18 protein-coding genes are annotated in these 20,140 nt (G+C 63.0%); 1 reads left to right on the forward strand and 17 read right to left on the reverse strand.

Going from position 1 to position 20,140, the window contains the following annotated elements; translation table 11 throughout:
• Positions 1 to 173: 173 nt before the first annotated feature.
• The 5 genes from P0D68_RS35230 to folC all read right to left on the reverse strand — a co-directional run bounded on the left by P0D68_RS35230 (position 174) and on the right by folC (position 6,156).
• Entirely contained in the window at positions 174 to 1,364 is a 1,191-nt protein-coding gene (locus tag P0D68_RS35230) for an O-succinylhomoserine sulfhydrylase (protein ID WP_091809005.1), read from the reverse strand.
• 306 nt (positions 1,365 to 1,670) lie between these two features.
• Positions 1,671 to 3,221 carry an amidophosphoribosyltransferase gene (gene purF, locus P0D68_RS35235; protein WP_091804841.1) on the reverse strand — a complete coding sequence of 517 codons (1,551 nt, stop codon included), beginning with the start codon at positions 3,219 to 3,221 and terminating at the stop codon, positions 1,671 to 1,673.
• A gap of 163 nt (positions 3,222 to 3,384) precedes the next feature.
• The gene (locus P0D68_RS35240) at positions 3,385 to 3,879 is read right to left on the reverse strand and encodes a CvpA family protein (protein WP_035561040.1); all 495 of its coding nucleotides are present in this window, start codon (positions 3,877 to 3,879) and stop codon (positions 3,385 to 3,387) included.
• A gap of 7 nt (positions 3,880 to 3,886) precedes the next feature.
• Complete coding sequence (locus P0D68_RS35245; protein ID WP_408301653.1) at positions 3,887 to 4,816, reverse strand: SPOR domain-containing protein; 930 nt, start codon at positions 4,814 to 4,816, stop codon at positions 3,887 to 3,889.
• 29 nt (positions 4,817 to 4,845) lie between these two features.
• Positions 4,846 to 6,156 (reverse strand): bifunctional tetrahydrofolate synthase/dihydrofolate synthase, encoded by a 1,311-nt coding sequence (gene folC, locus P0D68_RS35250; RefSeq protein WP_408301655.1) that lies wholly within the window; start codon positions 6,154 to 6,156, stop codon positions 4,846 to 4,848.
• A gap of 24 nt (positions 6,157 to 6,180) precedes the next feature.
• Between folC and P0D68_RS35255 the strand changes: the two genes are divergently transcribed.
• The gene (locus tag P0D68_RS35255) at positions 6,181 to 6,462 is read left to right on the forward strand and encodes a hypothetical protein (RefSeq protein ID WP_408468827.1); all 282 of its coding nucleotides are present in this window, start codon (positions 6,181 to 6,183) and stop codon (positions 6,460 to 6,462) included.
• Positions 6,463 to 6,482: 20 nt separating this feature from the next.
• On the opposite strand, the gene accD is transcribed toward P0D68_RS35255, so the two are convergent.
• The 12 genes from accD to leuC form a co-directional block, all read right to left on the reverse strand.
• On the reverse strand, positions 6,483 to 7,355 hold the full coding sequence (gene accD / locus P0D68_RS35260) for an acetyl-CoA carboxylase, carboxyltransferase subunit beta (RefSeq protein ID WP_091804851.1): 873 nt from the start codon (positions 7,353 to 7,355) through the stop codon (positions 6,483 to 6,485).
• Between the two features lie 81 nt (positions 7,356 to 7,436).
• Positions 7,437 to 8,249: a tryptophan synthase subunit alpha gene (gene trpA / locus P0D68_RS35265; RefSeq protein ID WP_408183594.1), complete on the reverse strand. Its 813-nt coding sequence runs from the start codon at positions 8,247 to 8,249 to the stop codon at positions 7,437 to 7,439.
• Between the two features lie 46 nt (positions 8,250 to 8,295).
• Entirely contained in the window at positions 8,296 to 9,201 is a 906-nt protein-coding gene (locus tag P0D68_RS35270) for a DNA-methyltransferase (RefSeq protein ID WP_408301659.1), read from the reverse strand.
• An 11-nt stretch (positions 9,202 to 9,212) separates the two neighbouring features.
• Entirely contained in the window at positions 9,213 to 10,406 is a 1,194-nt protein-coding gene (gene trpB / locus P0D68_RS35275) for a tryptophan synthase subunit beta (protein ID WP_091804856.1), read from the reverse strand.
• A 60-nt stretch (positions 10,407 to 10,466) separates the two neighbouring features.
• Positions 10,467 to 11,180, reverse strand: a complete 714-nt coding sequence (locus P0D68_RS35280; RefSeq protein WP_408301662.1) for a phosphoribosylanthranilate isomerase — start codon at positions 11,178 to 11,180, stop codon at positions 10,467 to 10,469.
• Positions 11,177 to 11,989, reverse strand: coding sequence for a tRNA pseudouridine(38-40) synthase TruA (gene truA / locus P0D68_RS35285; RefSeq protein WP_408301664.1), 813 nt, complete (start codon positions 11,987 to 11,989; stop codon positions 11,177 to 11,179). Before truA ends, P0D68_RS35280 begins: the two co-directional genes overlap by 4 nt.
• The gene (locus tag P0D68_RS35290; protein ID WP_408301666.1) at positions 11,986 to 14,649 is read right to left on the reverse strand and encodes a motility hub landmark protein FimV; all 2,664 of its coding nucleotides are present in this window, start codon (positions 14,647 to 14,649) and stop codon (positions 11,986 to 11,988) included. The genes truA and P0D68_RS35290 overlap by 4 nt, the downstream gene beginning before the upstream one ends.
• Positions 14,650 to 14,788: 139 nt before the next feature.
• Entirely contained in the window at positions 14,789 to 15,910 is a 1,122-nt protein-coding gene (asd, locus tag P0D68_RS35295; protein WP_408301668.1) for an aspartate-semialdehyde dehydrogenase, read from the reverse strand.
• A gap of 361 nt (positions 15,911 to 16,271) precedes the next feature.
• Positions 16,272 to 17,339, reverse strand: a complete 1,068-nt coding sequence (gene leuB, locus P0D68_RS35300; protein ID WP_408183577.1) for a 3-isopropylmalate dehydrogenase — start codon at positions 17,337 to 17,339, stop codon at positions 16,272 to 16,274.
• A 71-nt stretch (positions 17,340 to 17,410) separates the two neighbouring features.
• A complete protein-coding gene (leuD, locus tag P0D68_RS35305; protein WP_091804876.1) occupies positions 17,411 to 18,064 on the reverse strand; it encodes a 3-isopropylmalate dehydratase small subunit in 654 nt (217 codons plus the stop codon).
• A gap of 87 nt (positions 18,065 to 18,151) precedes the next feature.
• A complete protein-coding gene (locus P0D68_RS35310) occupies positions 18,152 to 18,310 on the reverse strand; it encodes an entericidin A/B family lipoprotein (protein WP_040124161.1) in 159 nt (52 codons plus the stop codon).
• A gap of 6 nt (positions 18,311 to 18,316) precedes the next feature.
• A complete protein-coding gene (gene leuC, locus P0D68_RS35315) occupies positions 18,317 to 19,726 on the reverse strand; it encodes a 3-isopropylmalate dehydratase large subunit (protein WP_091804879.1) in 1,410 nt (469 codons plus the stop codon).
• Positions 19,727 to 20,140 lie beyond the last annotated feature (414 nt).

Below are 20,140 nucleotides of genomic sequence, written 5' to 3' on the forward strand. Positions count from 1 at the left end.
TCTTACTGCTTTGAGTCTTACTGCTTTGAGTCTTACTGCTTTGAGTCTTACAGCGCTGAGTTTCAACACACTGAGCCTCACCACACCGAGTCTCAGCGGACATATTCACTGCGCGAACCGCCCGGCAGAGCGGCCCGCTTGTCCCGCATCGAGCTTTACGCTCACATCTTCGTTCAACCCGCCAGACCGCGCTCCAGATCGCCCCGGATATCGCCGGCGTTTTCCAGACCGACCGCCAGACGGATCAAACCTTCGCTGATACCGGCCGCCGCGCGCGCTTCCGGCGTCACACGACCGTGCGTGGTCGTCGCCGGATGCGTGATGGTGGTACGCGTATCGCCGAGGTTGCCGGTGATCGAGCAGATCTTCGTGTTGTCGATCACTCGCCATGCATTCGCGCGCATCTGCTCGGGCGTGTCGCCCTTCAGTTCGAACGACAGGATCGCGCCGCCCGCCTTCTGCTGACGCATGGCCAGCGCGTGCTGCGGATGCGACTCCAGCCCCGGATAGAACACACGGTTCACAGCCGGATGCGTCTCCAGCCAGCGCGCAATTTCAAGCGCATTCGCCGACTGCTTTTCAACGCGCAGCGACAGCGTTTCCATGCCTTTGAGCAACACCCACGCGTTGAACGCGGAGAGCGTCGGCCCGGCGCTACGCACGAACGGAAACACCTTTTCCATGATGAACTGCTTCGAGCCCACCAGCGCGCCGCCCAGCACACGGCCCTGACCGTCGAGGAACTTGGTGGCCGAATGCATCACGACGTCCGCGCCGAGTTTCAGCGGCTGTTGCAAGGCCGGGCTGCAGAAGCAGTTATCGACCACGAAAATCGCGTTCGACGCCTTGGCGATCTTGCTGATCGCTTCGATGTCGGCGACTTCGGTCAGCGGATTCGACGGCGTTTCGAGGAAGAACATCTTCGTCTCCGGACGCACGGCGTTCTTCCATGCGTCCAGATCGGTCGGATCGACGAACGTTGTCGTGATGCCGAACTTGCTGAAGATCTGCGAGAACATGCCGAGCGTCGAGCCGAACAGCGCCTGCGAACTCACCAGATGGTCGCCCGCCTGCAACGCCGACATCACCACGGACATGATCGCGGCCATGCCCGACGCCGTCGCCATGCAGGCCTCGCCGCCTTCGAGCGCGGCCAGGCGATCCTGGAACATAGAGACGGTCGGATTCGTGAAGCGCGAATAGGTGTAGTTGTCTTCGGAATTCTTGAATTTTTCGGCGGCGTCCGCGGCACTCGCGAACACGAAGCTCGACGTCAGGAAAATCGCTTCCGAATGTTCGTTGAAGTCGCTGCGCACCGTGCCCGAGCGGACTGCCAGCGTATCGAAGTTCAGGGAGTCGTCCATGTTGGTTCTGGTTTCCAATGTTCCATGGCTGCGTTCGGCGTGTGCGTCCCACGTACGGGAGACGCTCGTGCTACCGAACGGCAGCGACAAAAAAGCCCGCTTTTGCGTCGGCATAAGCGGGCTTCATGTGCGGGGGAAAGCTGGAGCGGAGGTAGATGAATGCGGCTTGTCCACCATTCGCTTTAGCTGTTTCGGGTTGCCCCGCGTCCGCAAGCTGAGTTCAAATCGACGCAAGCCATCATGCTAACACGCTCGCGGCGTGGCGTGCAGCGTGCCACGCCGCGAGCGGCATCGTTCAGGCCGCGTTCAACCCACCGACAGTTGCAGATGCAGTTGCGAACGGGCCGGCGCGCCACCGTCGATCGCTTCGCTCGCGGCGTCGCGATCCGACTGCGACGACGGCGCGAGACGCGCGGTCTCGATGCGGTCGAGGTACTCGGTAGTGACGTCGCCGGTCACGTAGTTGCCGTCGAAACACGACGCTTCGAATTCCTTCAGCGCCGGGTTGATGTCGCGCACCGCTTGCTTCAACGCATCGACGTCCTGATAAACGAGATGGTCCGCGCCGATCATGCGCGCGACTTCGTCGTCCGAGCGGCCGTGGGCGACCAGTTCACCGCGCGTGGGCATGTCGATGCCGTAGACGTTCGGGAACTTCACCGGCGGCGCTGCCGAAGCGAAGATCACCTTGTTCGCGCCGGCGTCGCGCGCCATCTGCACGATTTCGTGCGACGTGGTGCCGCGCACGATCGAGTCGTCGACGATCAGCACGTTCTTGCCCTTGAACTCGATGCCCATGGCGTTCAGTTTCTGGCGCACCGACTTCTTGCGCACAGCCTGGCCCGGCATGATGAAGGTACGGCCGACGTAACGGTTCTTGAAGAAGCCTTCACGGTATTCCACGCCCAGCTTCTTCGCGACCTGCATCGCGGCCGGACGGGACGAATCGGGAATCGGCATCACGACGTCGATTGGAACGTCAGGCAGTTCGCGCTTGATCTTCTCCGCGAGGTAGTCGCCCATGCGCAGGCGCACGTTGTAGACCGGCACGCCGTCGAGCACCGAGTCCGGACGCGCGAGATACACGAGTTCGAAAATGCACGGGTTCAGGCTCGGGTTCGTCGCGCATTGCTGCGAGTGCAGATTACCTTCGATGTCGATGAAAACCGCTTCGCCCGGCGCCACGTCGCGCACGAATTCAAAGCCGATACCTTCGATCGCCACCGATTCCGACGCCAGGATCCACTCGACGCCTTCGGCCGTTTCCTGCTTGCCGAGGCACAGCGGGCGGATGCCGAACGGGTCACGGAAACCCAGCAGGCCGTAGCCCGCGATCAGCGACACGATTGCGTACGAACCGCGCACCCGGCGATGCACGCCCGACACGGCGTTGAACAGCGCGGCCGGATCGAGTTGCAGGCCCGAGCTCGAGAGCTGCAGTTCGTGCGCGAGCACGTTGAGCATCACTTCCGTGTCGGAATTGGTATTGATGTGGCGGCGATCGATGCGGAACATCTCATCTTTCAGCTGCTGCCAGTTGGTCAGATTGCCGTTGTGCGCGAGGATGATGCCGAACGGCGCGTTCACGTAGAACGGCTGGGCTTCTTCTTCGCTCGACGCGGAACCAGCGGTCGGGTAGCGGACCTGGCCGATACCGGTCGTGCCGGGCAGGCTGCGCATGTTGCGCGTGCGGAACACGTCGCGCACCATGCCGTTGGCCTTGTGCATGTGGAAATTGCTGCCGTTCGCTGTCGCGATGCCGGCGGCGTCCTGACCGCGATGCTGCAGAAGCAGCAGGCTGTCATAGATCAGCTGATTGACCGGAGAGTGGGAAACTACGCCTACGATGCCGCACATGGCATGTCCTTCAAAGGTACGAAATTCGTCATGGCGACCGCTGCCTGCAACGGAGTCCCCGAGGGGACCTGCTTCGGAGCGTATGCAAGTTACGCGACCGAACGTAACGGCAGCCGGTTTGCGCCGGAGTCCTGCTGCGTTTCCCTCATCACTCGCCTGATCGTCACACTCGGACGTAGGCAGCAAGCGTCTCGGGAAGCAGCGGTTTCATTACGTGCACGCCCTCGACCGCATAGGGCCGAAGCAAGGCGTTGCGCCAGAATTCCTGTTGGGGCAGTTCGGTCAAGCCAGCCAGGGCGACCAGAATCAGCACCAGAATGACCCCGCGCACGAGGCCGAACATCAAACCGAGCGAGCGGTCCACGCCGCTCAAGCCGGTTGCCTGCACGATGCGGCTCAAGAGGGCGTTCAGCACGCTCGCCACCAGCACCACACCGATCACCACCAGCGCGAACGCCAGCAGCCACTGGGTCAACGCGCCGCCCGGCCAAGTGGACGGGATAAACGGCACGACGTAACCGACAAAGCGGCAAGCAATGAAAAATGCCGCGATCCAGCCGATCAACCCGAATATCTCGGACAAAAACCCGCGCCATGTGCCGCGCAACGCCGACAAACCGATCACCGCCATTACAGCGTAGTCGAAGGCAGTGAACATCGCCGACTTACTGTGCGGCGCCGCTGTTCGCGCCCGACATCAAGCCGGCCTCGCGAACCTTTGCAATGGCGGCGCTCGCCGCTGCACGGTCGGCGAACGGGCCGGCCCGCAGTAACGTAAGCGTGGAGCCGTCTGCCTGCTTCCGATGTTCGGTATATGTGGGCACACCTGCCGCTTTCAACTTGGCAGCCCAGTTTCGCGCGTTGGCGTCGTTCGCGAACGCGCCGAGTTGCACGGCGAAACGGCTGCCGGCCGGCGAAGCTGGCGTGCCGGAATTCGCGTCCGCGCTGGCGGCCGTGTTCGTGTCGTCGGAACTCGTGGCCTGAGCGGTCGGCGCCGGAACGGTCGCGGCGTTATGCGTAACCGGGGGCTTGGCCGGCTTGGCTGGCGCTGCGGGCGCCGCCGGCGTGGTGTTGGCAGCAACGGACGGCGCCTGCGGTTTCGTCGCCGGCTTGACCGCGGAGGCTGCCGCTGCGTTTGCTTCCGCGCTCGATTGTTTCGTGACGCCAGGTTGGGCTTGCTTGGCTGCTGCCGTGGCCGGCGCGAGACCGGATGCGGCGATTGCTGAGTCTGGCGTGGGATTGTCGGGTGCTACACCGGCCTGCGTGTCTTCCTCGGCTTTGGCGAGCTTCGGCGCGGGACGGCTTGGAATGTCGATGGAGATGTCGTCTGTGACGGGCTTGGGGTGCGAGTCCAGCACCATCGGCAAGATGACGACCGCGGCTACGACCATTGCGATCGCGCCCACCAGGCGGCGACGCGCACGCTGCTTTTCCGGCAACGTAGGGTCGAGCAGCATCGCATCGGCGTCGACGGTGCGCTCCGTGCGGCGGGTTCGCCGCTCCACGCGCTCGCCACGGGCGGCCCGGGTGGAACTGGTATTTGCGCCGCGCCGGTTGGGCGCGTCGTCTTTCTTGCCGAACGAGAAAATTCCCATGAATCGCTTGGTTCGAGCCTGGCGCCCGTTCAGTGTTGCTGCGATTTACGGTAGGCCATGACGCCTGCTACCGTATAGAAACTGCCGAAAACCACGATTCTATCATTCTCTGACGCTCGTTTTAGCGCGTCTTGGAAAGCCTCTGCTGGTGTCGCGTAGCGCGTCACACTGCTGTCGGCGCCCTCGCCCACGCCCTGCTCGCGCAATGCCGCTTCGAGCTCCTCCGCTGACGCCGCCCGCGGCGTCGGCAAATCGGTCACGCACCAATGGTCGATTTCGCCTTTCAGGTGCGCCAGTACGCCGGCTATGTCCTTGTCGCGCATTGCGCCGAACACCGCGTACGTGTACGGGAAGAAGCCCATGTTCCCGAGGTTTTGCGTCAGCACGGCGGCCGCGTGCGGATTGTGACCGACATCGAGCACAATGGCAGGTTTGCCCGGCAGCACCTGGAAACGCCCGGGCAGTTCTACATTCGCGAGGCCGAGGCGGATGTCCTGCGCCGACACCGGCAAGCGGTCACGCAGCGCTTCGAGACCGGCGAGCGCCGCTGACGTGTTGATCAACTGATTCGCGCCGCGCAGCGCCGGATAGGCCAGCGCTGAACGCCGCATGGTCGGGCCGACGTAGCTCCATTGCTGGCGTTCGCTGCCTGCCTGGCCTTCGTATCGAAAATCGCGGCCGAACAGCCACAATTCCGCGCCGATTTTTTCAGCGTAATCGATCAGCGATTGCGGCGGCACCGGGTCCGCGCAGATCGCCGGCTTGCCCGGCCGGAAAATGCCGGCCTTTTCGAAGGCAATTTTCTCTCGCGTATCGCCGAGATAGTCCGTGTGATCGATATCGATGCTGGTGATGATCGCGCAATCCGTATCGAGGATATTGACCGCGTCGAGGCGGCCGCCCAGGCCGACTTCAAAGATCACCGCATCCAGGCCGCGCGAAGCGAACAGGCTCATGATCGCCAGCGTCGTGAATTCGAAGTAGGTTAGCGTGACCGGTTCGGCGAGGTTCAGCCGCGCCGTTTCGACGGCCTCGAAGTGCGGCAGCAGATCCGCGTCGCTGGCCATTTCGCCGTTCACCCGCGCGCGTTCGTTAAACGACAGCAGATGCGGTGACGTGTGGCAGCCGACCGTGAACCCAGCGCGCAGCAGAATGGATTCGAGGATCGCGCACGTGGAACCCTTGCCATTCGTGCCGCCGACCGTGATGACCGGGCACGCGAACGACAATTGCATCGCGTCACGCACTTGGGTGATGCGGGCCAGACCCATGTCGATGCCGACCGGATGCGCGGATTCGAGGTGCGTGAGCCACGCGTCGAGGGTGGGGAATGTGGTCATCGGGTGAATCGCGAGTGAATCGATTTGGCAGTATTGCGAATGTGCGCCGCGAGCGGTCTGCTGCGGCTGCGGCTGCGGCTGCGGCTGCGGCTGCGGCTGCGGCTGCGGCTGCGGCTGCGGCCAGAGCCTAGTCTCTGGGGCGGTTTATGCGCGGAAACTCAGCGCCTGCGCCGGCCTTCGTCGGCAACCGGCGCTGCGTTGCGAGACCGTGATTATCCCGGAAATGACAGCGCGCCGCTTGATCCCTCACGCGGCGCGCTATTTTTACTGCTTTTTTTGACGGCGGGCGCGCTCGACAAAGCGTGACGCCCCACCGCGCAGCCGGCTTACGCCACCGCGTCAGCCGGCTGATGGCTCAGCAGCGCCATCAATTGAGCGATTTCTTCACGTAGCTTGCGGCGGTCGACGATCATGTCGATCGCACCCTTCGTGAGCAGGAACTCGGCGCGCTGGAAACCTTCCGGCAGCTTCTCGCGCACGGTCTGTTCAATCACGCGCGGGCCGGCAAAGCCGATCAGCGCCTTCGGCTCCGCGATCACCACGTCGCCGAGAAACGCGAAACTGGCCGACACGCCGCCCATGGTCGGATCGGTCAGCACGGAGATGAACGGCAGCTTGGCTTCGGCGAGCTTGGTCAGCATGGCCGTGGTCTTCGCCATTTGCATCAGCGACAACAGGCTCTCCTGCATCCGCGCGCCGCCCGATGCGGTAAAGCAGATGAACGGCACCTTCTGTTCGAGCGCGTTCTGCGCGCCGCGCGCGAAGCGCTCGCCGACCACCGAGCCCATCGAGCCGCCCATGAACGAGAACTCGAAGCAGGCCACCACCACCGGCAGCGTATGAATCGCACCGCCCATGACGACCATTGCGTCGGTTTCGTCGGTGTCGTCCATCGCTTCTTTCAGACGATCGGGGTACTTGCGGCTGTCTTTGAACTTGAGCGCGTCGACCGGGACGATTTCCTGGCCGATTTCGTAGCGACCTTCCGGATCGAGCAGGCCGTCGAGCCGCTCACGCGCGCCGATGCGCATGTGATGATCGCACTTCGGGCAAACGTGCAGATTGGCCTCGACGTCGTTGCGGTACAGCACCGCTTCGCACGACGGGCACTTGATCCACAGGCCTTCCGGAATCCCCTTGCGGTTCTTCGGGTCGGTTTGTTTGATTTTCGGCGGCAGCAGTTTATCGAGCCAGCTCATATTGAATCCTTCTGGGGTCTACGATCGCGCAAACGGCGGGACAAGCCCGCCGCTCACACTACAGAAGACAAAAATTAACTGTTATCGGGCAGTCGCGATGCTATCCAGCGCCTCGCGCACCTCGGCGACGAAACGCGTGAGCGTCTCGGCGGCGGTGTCGGGCGCCGCTTGTTCCAGCAATTGCACGATACGGCTGCCGATCACGACGGCATCGGAAACTTCGGCCACCGAACGCGCGGTTTGCGCGTCGCGAATGCCGAAACCGACGCCCACCGGCAAGGGGACGCGCGACTTGATGGCCGGGATTTTACTCGCGATGCTGGAAACGTCCAGATTCGCCGCTCCGGTCACCCCTTTCAACGACACATAATAGACGTAGCCGCTGGCAATTTTGCCGACTTCCGCGATACGCTCGTCGGTGGACGTGGGCGCAAGGAGGAAAATCGGATCGATGCCGGCAGATCGCATCTGTTCGGCGAAGTTAGCACACTCTTCGGGCGGGTAGTCGACAACCAGCACGCCGTCCACGCCAGCTTCCTTGGCGGCCTTTGCGAAAGCCTCGGCGCCCATGCGCTCGATCGGATTCGCGTAGCCCATCAGCACGACGGGCGTCGTGTCATTGGTTTCGCGGAAGCGTTTGACGTCGGCGATCACGCGGCGCAGCGTCACACCGTGCGCCAATGCGCGCTCCGACGACTGCTGGATCACCGGGCCATCGGCCATCGGGTCGGAAAACGGCACGCCGAGTTCGATCACATCCGCGCCGCCGGCGGCGAGCGCATGCATGAATTCGACCGTACGGGCAGGATCCGGGTCGCCGGCCGTCATAAACGGAATCAGGCCTTTCTTGCCTTGGGCGGACAGCGCAGCAAACGTGTTCTTGATACGGGACATGGAATATTCTCGAATTGAGTTACCGCGCAGCGTGCTCATTGCACGCTCATTGCACTTCGGTCTGCCGTTGAGTTTTGGCTTTGACCCGGCGCGCCACCGGCGGAGCGGCAGCAGCGCTGACCCGCTCACGCGCGATCGCGCAGTAACTTTCATTGATCTCATAGCCGACGAATTCGCGCTGCTGACGGGCGCAAGCGACTGCGGTGGTGCCGCTGCCCATGAAAGGGTCGAGCACGCGGCCGCCCTTCGGACAACTTGCCAGCACCATCCGCTCGACAATTTCCAGAGGCTTCTGGGTGGGATGCGCGACGCGCTCGGCATGTTGCCGATGCAGACGCGAAACCGACCAGACATCCTTTGGATTATAGCCAACCTCGAGCCACTTACTGCCTTCGAACAATTTACGCGAACGCGCCTTCTTCGTGGCGGCATCGTACGGGATGCGGACGGGATCGAGATCGAAGAAGTAATCCTTCGATACCGCGAAAAAGCCGATGTTGTCATGCACCGAGGTAAAACGGCGCACCGTTCCGCCCATGCTCGGCACACGCCGGTCCCAGATGATTTCGTTGATCATCGTGAGTTTTGTCTTCAGGAAGCTGAAGATTTCCGGCGCGTACTGCCATGTGCAGAAAATGTAGAGCGAACCCGACGGCTTGAGCTTCGGAATAGCCAGCTCGAGCCAGCCGCGCGTCCAAGCGAGAAAGTCTTCGCCCGTACGCATGTCGGAGTCGTTGCCGTAATCCTTGCCGAGCCCATAAGGCGGATCGCACAGGATCAGGTCGATCGACCCGCCGGGAATGTTCGCTACATCGGACAGAAAATCGCGGTTCAACAGCTGAATGCCGGCGGGCACCTGCGGCAACAGCAGTGCAGGCGCCTCGGCCGCCGGGATATCGGCGGCCGGCGTAGTTTCAATTGCCGGCTGCGGCTCGTCGAACTCGTCACGCATCGTCGCGGCGCTCAGAACTGAATGCCCGATCGCTCAGCGACCGTATGCATGTCCTTGTCGCCGCGGCCCGACAGATTGACCAGAAGGTATTTATCCTTCGGCAGCGTCGGCGCGAGTTTTGCGGCATAGGCCAGCGCATGGCTGGATTCCAGCGCCGGAATAATCCCCTCGATGCGGCAGCAGTCGTGAAACGCTTTGAGCGCTTCTTCGTCGGTGATGCCGACATATTCCGCGCGTTTGCTCTCTTTTAACCACGCGTGCTCCGGACCGACGCCCGGATAATCGAGGCCCGCCGACACCGAATGCGTCTCGATGATCTGCCCGTCTTCATCCTGAAGCAGGTAGGTGCGGTTGCCGTGCAGCACGCCGGGGCTTCCGCCGATCAGCGAAGCAGCGTGGCGGCCGGTTTCGATGCCGTCGCCAGCCGCTTCCACGCCGATCAACTTCACCGATGTGTCGTCAATATACGGGTAAAAGATGCCCATGGCATTCGAACCGCCGCCAACACACGCGATCACGGCGTCCGGCTGACGGCCGACCAATGCAGGCATTTGAACCTTGCATTCGTCGCCGATCACGCGCTGGAAGTCGCGCACCATCATCGGATACGGGTGCGGACCCGCCACCGTGCCGATAATGTAGAACGTGTCTTCGACGTTCGTCACCCAGTCGCGCATGGCTTCGTTCAACGCGTCTTTCAGCGTGCGCGAGCCGGATTCGACTGGCACGACGGTCGCGCCGAGCAACTTCATACGGTAGACGTTGGCGGCCTGGCGGCGCACGTCTTCTACACCCATGTAGACCACGCATTCCATGCCGAAACGCGCGGCGATGGTGGCCGTGGCTACGCCGTGCTGGCCGGCGCCGGTTTCCGCGATCACGCGCGGTTTGCCCATGCGCTTGGCGAGCAGCGCCTGGCCGATCACGTTGTTGATCTTGTGCGCGCCGGTGTGATTCAGATCCTCACGCTTGAAGAAAATCTGCGCGCCGCCGAGCATCTCGCTCCAGCGCTGGGCGTGATAAATCGGCGAAGGACGGCCAACGAAATACTTCAGTTCGCGCTCGTATTCGGCGACGAAGTCGGGGTCTTTCTGGTATTTCTCGTAGGCTTCGCGCAATTCGTCGAGCGCGTGAACCAGCGTTTCAGCGACGAACGAGCCGCCAAATTGGCCGAAATGGCCTCTTTCGTCAGGCAAGTTATACATGGTGATCACTCTTCTCAGTGTGGCGCGCGGCTCTCGTGCGAGAGCATCGCGGCGCCGGAATCATTCAGCGTCAGCTGCGCGCACTGCGCGTACGAACGCCGCCATCCGGGCGTGATCTTTCACGCCCTTGGCGCCCGGCGTTTCGATGCCGCTCGAGACATCGACCGCATACGGGCGCACGCGATGGATCGCATCACTGACGTTTTGCGCGCTCAACCCACCACTCAAAACGGCCCGACGCGCGAGCCCTGCTGGAATAAGTGACCAATCGAAGACCTTCCCGCCGCCGCCGTATCCTTCGACATGGGTGTCGAACAGAAGGCCGCTGGCTGCTGAATAGCTAAGAGCCGATTTTACCAAATCGGCCGGCTGAGTATCCGCCGCAACGCGTAACGCACGCAACCAAGGCAAACCCGCAACGCCGACAAGCGATTCGCACTGCTCCGCGGTCTCGTCGCCGTGAAACTGCAAGAGCGTGAGCCCGACGTTGCTCACCACTTCGCGAATCCAGTCCGGCGTAGCGTTGACGAACAGGCCGACCACCGAGACGAACGGCGGCACGTCGTGCACCAGCTCGACGGCCTGCGCGACGCTGACCGAACGCGGGCTCGGCGGGTAAAACACGAGGCCGATCGCATCGGCGCCGAGGTTGATCGCGTGGGCCACGTCTTCCGGCTTCGACAGGCCGCACAGCTTGATGCGCGTGCGATGCGGCATGGCCTGCTGGTCCACACCGGTATTGGATTCGTTCGCGAAGTTTTCGGTTGATTTCATGTTTGCGCCTGCTCGGTCCATACGGTACTCCACGGCACGCTGCCCGTCTGCGGCGCGGGCACGGCGAATTGCTCAGGATAGCCCACCTGCGCCAGATACAAGCCATCGGGCATGAAGGTCGGCGCGGCGACCTCGCGATCGCGGCTCGCCAGCACCTCGGCCATCCATTCGACCGGGCGACGGCCACGGCCGATGTAGACGAGACAGCCCATCAGGTTGCGCACCATATGGTGCAGGAACGCGTTCGCCCGAAAACGGAAATGGACGAAGTCGCCCTGCTGCTGCACGTCGATCTGATACAGATGCTTGACCGGCGTTTTCGACTGACATTGCGACGAGCGGAACGCCGAAAAGTCGTGCTCGCCGATCAGATGAGCGGCGGCGGCCCGCATCGCTTCGACGTCGAGCGCCGCATGCACCCAGCCGCCGCGCGTCGCCAGCATCGGCGAGCGCACCGGATGGACGTAAAGCACGTAGTAATAGGTCCGCTCGAATGCCGAGAAACGTGCGTGGAACTCGTCGGGCATCGGCTTGGCCCACTGCACCGAGATCGTCTTCGGCAGAAACGAGTTGGTGCCGCGAACCCAGGAAACGTCCGCGCGGTCGAGTTCGGTATCGAAATGCACGACCTGGCCGAGGCCATGCACTCCTGTATCGGTGCGGCCCGCAACCACGGTGGGCACCGGCGTCTGCGCGAACTCACGCAGCGCCCGTTCGAGCTCGTCCTGGACGGTGTTGCCATGCGGTTGCGACTGCCAACCGCAAAATGCCGAACCGTCGTACTGGACGCCTAGAGCGATACGCTTCACGACAACGGGGCGAGCGTCGAGAGCAACGCGCGGGCCTCGGTGCGCGTACCCGGATCGTTCGTCTCGATCACTTCGTTGATGAGCGCGCGCGCGCCGGACAGGTCGCCGAGTTCGATGTACTCGGCAGCAAGATCGAGCTTGTTGCGGGCGATGCGGGTGAGATCGGCCGGCGTAAATGCCGGCAACGGCTCGGCCGGGCTGGGCGGCAACTCGAGGTCGAAATCGAGCTTCAGCGCGCCGAAGCCGGACGCGCCAAAGCCGGCACCGAAACCGGCGCCCAAGCCGGCGACGGACGCGTGACCTGCGGTACCGGCTGCAATCTCATCGGCGACGTGCGGTGTGTCGTTCGGGTGGTGCTCGGCGGCGGACTGTTTCGCCGTGGCTTCCGGCGATGCCACCGGTTGCGTCGACAGCGAAGCGGGGGCATGCACGCGGTCAGCGGATGACTCGACGCGCGGTGGCAACGGCATGTCGAGGCTGCCGAAAGCATCGACGGCGTCGCGCGGAAACTCAGCCGGCACCGACGGCGCGTGCTCAGTCTGCGCCGATTGATGCAGTTCGACCGACGGTTCCCGCGGTTCGGCGGGCACATCGTCCCATTGCAAACGATGAACGGGTTCCTCGTGCGGGAAGGCTTCGTCGAGGGGCTCGGGCGGCGCCAGCGGCAGTGCCTCGGCGCCGAGTTCCGCGGCGGCGGCAAGGCTCGCGGCCATGGTCGCGTCATCGAAGTGATCGAGCGGGGGCGCAGGAAGGGGTTCGGGCGCGAAATCGCTTTGAGCGGACGGCGCGCTGTTCGGCTCGACGTGCGCGGATTCGGCGGATGCGGATGTTGTGTCGTGTTCGTGCCAGACGTGCTGGGGTGCGGCAGGGTCTTGTGCGGGTGCCGCTGCGTGGCTGGTGGATGCGTGGCTCGATGCGGATTGTTCAGTTGCTGCGCGGTCTGCCGCTGCGTGTTCCGCTGCTGGGTGTTCGGCTGCTGCGTGTTCGGCTGCTGCATGTTCTGCTGCCGCTTGTTCGGCTGCCACTTGTTCGGCCGCCGCTTGTTCCGCCGCCACTTGTTCCGCCGCTGCTTGTTCTGCCGCCGCCGGTTCTGCCGCCGCCGGTTCTGCGGCTGCATGCTCTGCGGCTGCATGCTCTGCGGCTACACGTTCTGCTGCGGCCTGTTCTGCGGCTGCGGGCTCTGCCGCGGTCTGCTCTGCGGTCGCACGTTCCGCCGCGGCCCGTTCTGCGGCCACACGCTCCGCCGCGTCCTTTTCTGCGGCCACACGTTCCGCCGCAGCCTGTTCTGCGGCTGCGCGCGCCAACGCCTGCTCCTCGGCCTCCCGCGCCGCCGCCCGGCGAATTTCCGCGTCGCGTTCTGCTGCTACTCGCTCCGCCATCTCACGCGCCGCCGCGTCACCTTCCGCGGCCTCACGTTCAGTCGCCGCCAGCGCCGCCGCATTTCGGGCCGCCACCTCGTCGTTCGCGTCCGGCGTTTCGTGTACCGACGGAGTCTGCACGCGCGTCTCAACAACCTCCTGCGGGCCCACTGACCGCCCGGACGCCGCCAAATCGCTCCCCTCCGACGCAGCTTCAGCCGCCGCGGCGCGCTCGCGCTTCCGGCGCCCCATACGCAACGCCGCGAGCAGCGCAACCAGCGCCGCACCAACCGCAGCCGCCACGCTCAGTTCCGTCTGCGACATGCCGACATCCTTCGACGTCGAAGCTGCCGGCGTAGCGGCGTGACCAGGCGCAGCCGCCACCGAGGACGCACCGGGTGCCGACGGCGCGACGCCAGTCGACGCGCCGCCCTTAACAGCCGGCGTACCGCCAATGCCATGCTTCTGCAATTCCATCAGCACGCGGTTTTTCAATGCGAGCAATTGCTGCAAACTCGAGACTTGCACACGCGGCTGCGAAGCCGGTTGTGCGGCGCTCGCCGCGCCAATTGTTCCGGCACCGGCCGCCGAGGCGCCTTCAACAGGCTCGCTAGCTGAGGGCTGAATCGAGCCGGTCCATTCATGAGCGGTGCTGGCCGGCAATACTGCTGCCTGCGATCCGGCGATCGGCGCAGAGGAAGCCGTACCGCCCGCCGTCGCAGAGCTTGCCTCGGCAACTGCACTGGCCGGCGCCGACACGGCAGGAGTGGCTGTCGTCGCAGACACGGCAGGGACGGTTGGCGTCGCCGCGCTTGCCGCCGCTGCATTGACCTGCGCGACGCCGCTCGCCGCACCGGTGCTCGGCGTCGAAGCAGGCGCAGTCGCCGCAGAACCAGCCGACGCAACACCCGCCGACGACGCAGCCAGCGCCCCCGAGGCGTCCAGCGCCGGCACCGTCAACACCGCACCCACGCGCATCCGGCTCGGATCATGGCTCATGAAGGCGTTAGGATTCGCCTCGAACAACGCGCGCGAGGCGCGTGCGAGCGTCGCCCGGTCATGCGACTGCGTGACGGCAATCGCCACGTCGTTCAGCGACTGCCCTGGACGAACCGTAAATTGACCACCGTTCGCGTAGGAAACGGAGGCCCCGTCTGGCGCGCTCGCGGCGTCGCCTGGCGCAGCGACCGCGCTGCCCACGGCGGCGGTACCCAGCGCGAGAGCCAAAGCGGCGGCGGCCGTCAGTCGGCGCGCACCTTGATGAACGAACATAGCCCGAAGGGATGAGAGTCGAAGGTTCATCGGGACTCCTGGCGCGTCAGCGCGCAGCCCTTTTTTGCGGTTGGAGAGAGACAAGATAATCGGAGCACACAATGAAAAAAGCGCCGCGCAAGCGCGACGCTTCTTGAGTTTTCTACGCGTCGTGAGCGCGTAGTTTACTTTACTTGTCGAGCACAATGCGAAGCATGCGACGCAGCGGTTCCGCAGCACCCCACAGCAGCTGATCGCCGACCGTGAAAGCCGACAGGTATTCGCCGCCCATCGCCAGTTTGCGCACGCGGCCGACCGGCACCGTCAGCGTGCCCGTCACGACCGCCGGGGACAGATCGCGCATGGACGCTTCACGCTCGTTCGGCACCACCTTGACCCAGTCGTTGCCCGACGCGAGGATGCTGTTCACTTCGTCCAGCGGCACGTCCTTGTTCAGCTTGATGGTCAGCGCCTGCGAGTGGCAACGCATTGCGCCGATCCGCACGCACAGGCCGTCGACCGGAATCGAACCGGGCGTGCCCATGGCCGGCTTGCCGAGAATCTTGTTGGTTTCAGCGCCGCCCTTCCACTCTTCTTTCGACATGCCGTTGCCGAGATCCTTGTCGATCCACGGAATCAGCGAGCCGGCGAGCGGCACGCCGAAGTTGTCGGTCGGCATGCGGTCGCTGTTCATCGCGGCGAGCACGCGGCGGTCGATGTCGAGAATCGCCGACGCCGGATCAGCCAGATCTTCCTTGGCCGCACCGTACAGCGTGCCCATTTGCTGCAGCAGCTCGCGCATGTTTTGCGCGCCCGCGCCCGAAGCGGCCTGATACGTCATGGCCGTCATCCAGTCGACGAGGTTTTCGCGGAACAAGCCGCCGAGCGCCATCAGCATCAGGCTAACGGTGCAATTGCCGCCGATGAAATTCTTCTGGCCCTTGACCAGCGCGTTCTTGATCACGTCGAGGTTGACCGGATCGAGAATGATGACCGCGTCGTCCTTCATGCGCAGCGACGAAGCCGCGTCGATCCAGTAACCGTTCCAGCCCGCCGCGCGCAGCTTCGGGAACACTTCGTTCGTGTAATCGCCGCCCTGGCAGGAGATGATCGCTTCGCACTTCTTCAGGTCTTCGATGCTTGTCGCATCTTTGAGCTTGGTCTCGTTTTTGGCGAACGACGGCGCGTTGCCGCCCGCGTTGCTGGTGCTGAAAAACACCGGTTCGATAAGATCGAAATCGCCTTCCTGCTGCATACGTTGCATCAGGACGCTGCCGACCATGCCGCGCCAACCTACGAGACCTACGTTCATGACTTCATACCCTTCGAATGGAAACTTCCCCGCATCTTTGCCCGCAGTGACCGCGCGGGGAAGATGAGCGGGCACGACGGACGATCAGCGCTTCGTGATCGTTTTCGGGGTAATCGTTTTAATGGAAGCTTTGGCGGTAATGGCGAGCTCAACCACACGGGCCGTTTTGCCGTGCAGTGTCGAAATCGAGGAGATTTGAGCTGTGTGCGCCATCGCTACAATATACACGAAAACCGGAATCTGGCGACGTCAATGTCCGCCGCTGTCGCCCGTATTACGCGCGAATCGGCCTCATTCGAGGCCAATTCGCGTTTTAAAGGCCGTTTGACGACCTGACTTCTGCTTGCTTCGCGCGCTTTTTTTACAGTGCTGCGACGACCGCGTCGCCCATGGCAACCGTGCCGACCTGCTTGCAACCCGGCGTGAGAATGTCGCCGGTGCGGAAACCTTGTTCGAGCACCTTTTTCACGGCGTTTTCGATGCGATCGGCTTGCTCGGCCTTGTTCAACGAATAGCGCAGCATCATGGCAGCCGACAGAATGGTGGCCAGCGGATTCGCGACACCCTTGCCGGCGATGTCCGGTGCCGAACCATGCGACGGCTCGTACAAGCCCTTGTTGTTCTTGTCGAGCGAGGCCGACGGCAGCATGCCGATCGAGCCCGTCAGCATGGCCGCTTCGTCGGAGAGAATGTCGCCGAACATGTTGCCGGTGACAACCACGTCGAACGCCTTCGGCGCCTTGACCAACTGCATGGCCGCGTTGTCGACGTACATGTGCGACAGTTCGACGTCCGCGTATTCCTTCGAAACGTCGATCATCACGTCACGCCAGAACTGCGAGGTTTCAAGCACGTTCGCCTTGTCCACGCTCGTCAGCTTCTTCTGACGCTTTTGCGCTGCCTGAAACGCAACGTGCGCAATGCGGCGCACCTCGGGTTCCGAATAACGCATCGTGTCGAAACCTTCCTTGGCGCCTTCAAACAGGCCGTCGGGCGACGAACGCACGCCGCGCGGCGCGCCGAAATAGATGTCGCCGTTCAGCTCGCGCACGATCAGGATGTCGAGGCCCGAAACAATCTCTTCTTTCAGCGACGATGCGCCGGTGAGCTGCGGATAGCAGATTGCCGGGCGGAAGTTCGCGAACAGTTGCAGGTGTTTGCGCAGACCGAGAATGGCCTGCTCCGGGCGCAGCGCGCGTTCGAGCGAGTCGTACTTCCAGTCGCCAACGGCGCCGAACAGGATCGCGTCGGCTTCTTTTGCCAGCGCCAGCGTCGAATCAGGCAGCGGATGGCCCTTCGCTTCGTAGCCCGCGCCGCCAACCGGCGCTTCTTCGAGTTCGAATTTCTCGCCGAGTACATTCAGGACCTTGACGGCTTCCTTGACGATTTCGGGACCAATGCCGTCGCCCGGCAACACTGCGATCTTCATGCGAATTCCTTGAGATTTTCTTCGAGACTTTTGAGCTTGAATCCGTAAGCGCGCGCTACGCCCTTACTCCTTCAACCGACGATGCGGTGCGCGAGCCACGGCTGCTTCGCGATCCGCTCTGCTTCGAACTGGCGAATCTTGTCCGCGTGGCGCAGCGTGAGGCCGATGTCGTCGAAGCCGTTCAGCAGGCAGTACTTGCGGAACGCCGCGACTTCGAACGGATACTCCGTGCCGCCGTCCGACGTGCGCACGACTTGCGCTTCGAGATCGACCGTCAGCTTGAAGCCGTTGAACGCATACGTTTCGTTGAACAGGTGATCGACTTGCTGTTCGGTCAGCACGATCGGCAACACGCCGTTCTTGAAGCAGTTGTTATAGAAAATGTCGGCGAAGCTCGGCGCGATCAGCGCGCGAAAACCGTATTGCTCCAATGCCCACGGCGCGTGCTCGCGCGAGCTGCCGCAGCCGAAGTTCTTACGCGCCAGCAGCACCGAAGCGCCTTGATAACGCGGCTGGTTCAGCACGAAATCCGGGTTCAGCGGACGCTTCGAATTGTCCTGACCCGGCTCGCCGTGGTCGAGGTAGCGCCATTCGTCGAATGCGTTCGGGCCGAAACCCGTGCGCTTGATCGACTTCAGGAATTGCTTCGGAATGATCGCGTCCGTGTCGACGTTCTCGCGATCGAGCGGCGCCACGACGCCGGTGTGTACGATGAATTTATCCATGACGCTTGGCACCTGTTTCAAGACCGGGCGATGCGCGCGGCGGCCGCAAAGCCGCTCGGCGCATGGCCGGCAAAAATCAAAAACCGCTTATTTATCAGCGTGATTGCTGATCGAATTGCCGAGGTGCGACATGTCCTCGCCGAATCCGTGCACCGTGTTGCAACCGGCTAGACCGAGCAAAAGCCCAGCCAGGGAACCGAGCGCGAAGCGACGCAATAGAGTGGTGCGATTCATGTTCTTCATCATGCGTGTTTATCCAAGCTTGCGAATATCGACGAAATGCCCTTCGATGGCGGCGGCCGCAGCCATCGCGGGGCTCACGAGGTGGGTACGCCCACCGGCGCCCTGACGACCTTCGAAATTACGATTCGACGTGGACGCACAACGCTCACCCGGCTCCAACCGGTCGGCGTTCATGGCGAGACACATCGAGCAACCTGGTTCACGCCATTCGAACCCGGCGTCGGTAAAGACCTTGTCGAGGCCTTCACGTTCCGCCTGTGCCTTCACGAGACCCGAACCCGGCACGACCATGGCCAGACGGATGTTCGGCGCCACGCGGCGGCCCAGTTTCTTCACGACGTAAGCCGCGGCGCGAATGTCTTCAATACGCGCGTTGGTGCACGACCCGATGAAGATTTTATCCGGCTTGATCGATTCGATCGGCGCATTCGGTTCGAGCGCCATGTATTTCAGCGCGCGCTCCATGGCGTCGCGCTTGACCGGATCTTTTTCACGGTCCGGATCCGGCACGCGGCCGTCTACGGCCGTGACCATTTCCGGCGACGTGCCCCACGTGACTTGCGGCACGATATCCGCGGCGTTCAGTTCGACCACGCGATCGAAGTGCGCGCCTTCGTCCGTCTTGAACTGCTTCCAATACTCGACCGCGTGATCCCACTCCACGCCTTCCGGCGAGAACGGGCGGCCTTTCAGATACTCGATGGTGGTGTCGTCGACCGCGACCATGCCGGCGCGCGCGCCTGCCTCGATCGCCATGTTGCAGACGGTCATGCGGCCTTCCATGGAAAGCGCGCGGATGGTCGAGCCGCCGAATTCGATCGCGTAGCCGGTGCCGCCTGCCGTGCCGATCTTGCCGATGATGGCGAGCACGATGTCTTTCGCGGTACAGCCGCGCGGCAGCGCGCCTTCTACCTTCACCAACATATTCTTGCTCTTTTTCTGCAAGAGCGTTTGCGTGGCCAGCACGTGCTCGACTTCCGACGTGCCGATGCCGTGCGCCAGCGCACCGAACGCGCCGTGCGTGGACGTGTGCGAATCGCCGCAGACGATCGTCATGCCCGGCAGCGTGGCGCCCTGCTCCGGCCCGATGATGTGCACGATGCCCTGGCGCAGATCGTTCATCTTGAACTGCGTGATGCCGTAGGCGTCGCAGTTCGAATCGAGCGTGTCGACTTGCAGCTTGGAAACCGGATCGGCAATGCCGTGGCTGCGGTCTGTGGTCGGCACGTTGTGGTCCGATACCGCCAGGTTCGCGCTAATGCGCCACACCGGACGCTCAGCCAGCTTCAGGCCTTCGAACGCCTGAGGGCTGGTGACTTCGTGCAGCAGGTGACGGTCGATATAGAGAATCGTCGTACCGTCTTCTTCCGAGTGGACCACGTGTGTGTTCCACAATTTGTCGTAGAGAGTCTGTGCCATGGTATGCGGGGTAGTAATGACTGCGGGCTGACCGTGTCGGTCGATTATGCCACGCAGAATCCCGCTTTGGGCCGCTCAATCAGGAAGAAAACCGATAAAAAACAGGGAGTTGGGTGGTAGTGCCGATACCTGTATCGACGTTACCCGGCACGCCTGCGCGCGCTTGCAGCTTGCTGCACCGCCGCGTGATCTCATGCTCGAACGCGCGAGATCGAATGTGAAAACAAAATGCCCCGGCGGGAGAACCCGTCGGGGCATTTCTTATCAACCACATTCCGCGTCAGCTCGCAGCAGAACCGACCACTGCGAACGATGCGGACTTAAACCAATCAACGTTGCGCGATCGGCTTGGCTTCACGTTGCGTGTCGCCGATGAACAGCTGACGCGGACGGCCAATCTTCTGTTCAGGATCA

Origin of the sequence: Paraburkholderia sp. RL17-380-BIE-A, from assembly GCF_046028085.1 — a bacterium.
Lineage (GTDB): Bacteria > Pseudomonadota > Gammaproteobacteria > Burkholderiales > Burkholderiaceae > Paraburkholderia.

Bases quoted from the DNA above. Each gene is read 5' to 3' on its own strand.
- P0D68_RS35230 (WP_091809005.1), bottom strand. From the start codon at position 1,364: ATGGACGACTCCCTGAACTTCGATACGCTGGCAGTCCGCTCGGGCACG.
- purF (WP_091804841.1), bottom strand. From the start codon at position 3,221: ATGTGCGGCATCGTAGGCGTAGTTTCCCACTCTCCGGTCAATCAGCTG.
- P0D68_RS35240 (WP_035561040.1), bottom strand. From the start codon at position 3,879: ATGTTCACTGCCTTCGACTACGCTGTAATGGCGGTGATCGGTTTGTCG.
- P0D68_RS35245 (WP_408301653.1), bottom strand. From the start codon at position 4,816: ATGGGAATTTTCTCGTTCGGCAAGAAAGACGACGCGCCCAACCGGCGC.
- folC (WP_408301655.1), bottom strand. From the start codon at position 6,156: ATGACCACATTCCCCACCCTCGACGCGTGGCTCACGCACCTCGAATCC.
- accD (WP_091804851.1), bottom strand. From the start codon at position 7,355: ATGAGCTGGCTCGATAAACTGCTGCCGCCGAAAATCAAACAAACCGAC.
- trpA (WP_408183594.1), bottom strand. From the start codon at position 8,249: ATGTCCCGTATCAAGAACACGTTTGCTGCGCTGTCCGCCCAAGGCAAG.
- P0D68_RS35270 (WP_408301659.1), bottom strand. From the start codon at position 9,201: ATGCGTGACGAGTTCGACGAGCCGCAGCCGGCAATTGAAACTACGCCG.
- trpB (WP_091804856.1), bottom strand. From the start codon at position 10,406: ATGTATAACTTGCCTGACGAAAGAGGCCATTTCGGCCAATTTGGCGGC.
- P0D68_RS35280 (WP_408301662.1), bottom strand. From the start codon at position 11,180: ATGAAATCAACCGAAAACTTCGCGAACGAATCCAATACCGGTGTGGAC.
- P0D68_RS35290 (WP_408301666.1), bottom strand. From the start codon at position 14,649: ATGAACCTTCGACTCTCATCCCTTCGGGCTATGTTCGTTCATCAAGGT.
- asd (WP_408301668.1), bottom strand. From the start codon at position 15,910: ATGAACGTAGGTCTCGTAGGTTGGCGCGGCATGGTCGGCAGCGTCCTG.
- leuB (WP_408183577.1), bottom strand. From the start codon at position 17,339: ATGAAGATCGCAGTGTTGCCGGGCGACGGCATTGGTCCCGAAATCGTC.
- leuD (WP_091804876.1), bottom strand. From the start codon at position 18,064: ATGGATAAATTCATCGTACACACCGGCGTCGTGGCGCCGCTCGATCGC.
- P0D68_RS35310 (WP_040124161.1), bottom strand. From the start codon at position 18,310: ATGATGAAGAACATGAATCGCACCACTCTATTGCGTCGCTTCGCGCTC.
- leuC (WP_091804879.1), bottom strand. From the start codon at position 19,726: ATGGCACAGACTCTCTACGACAAATTGTGGAACACACACGTGGTCCAC.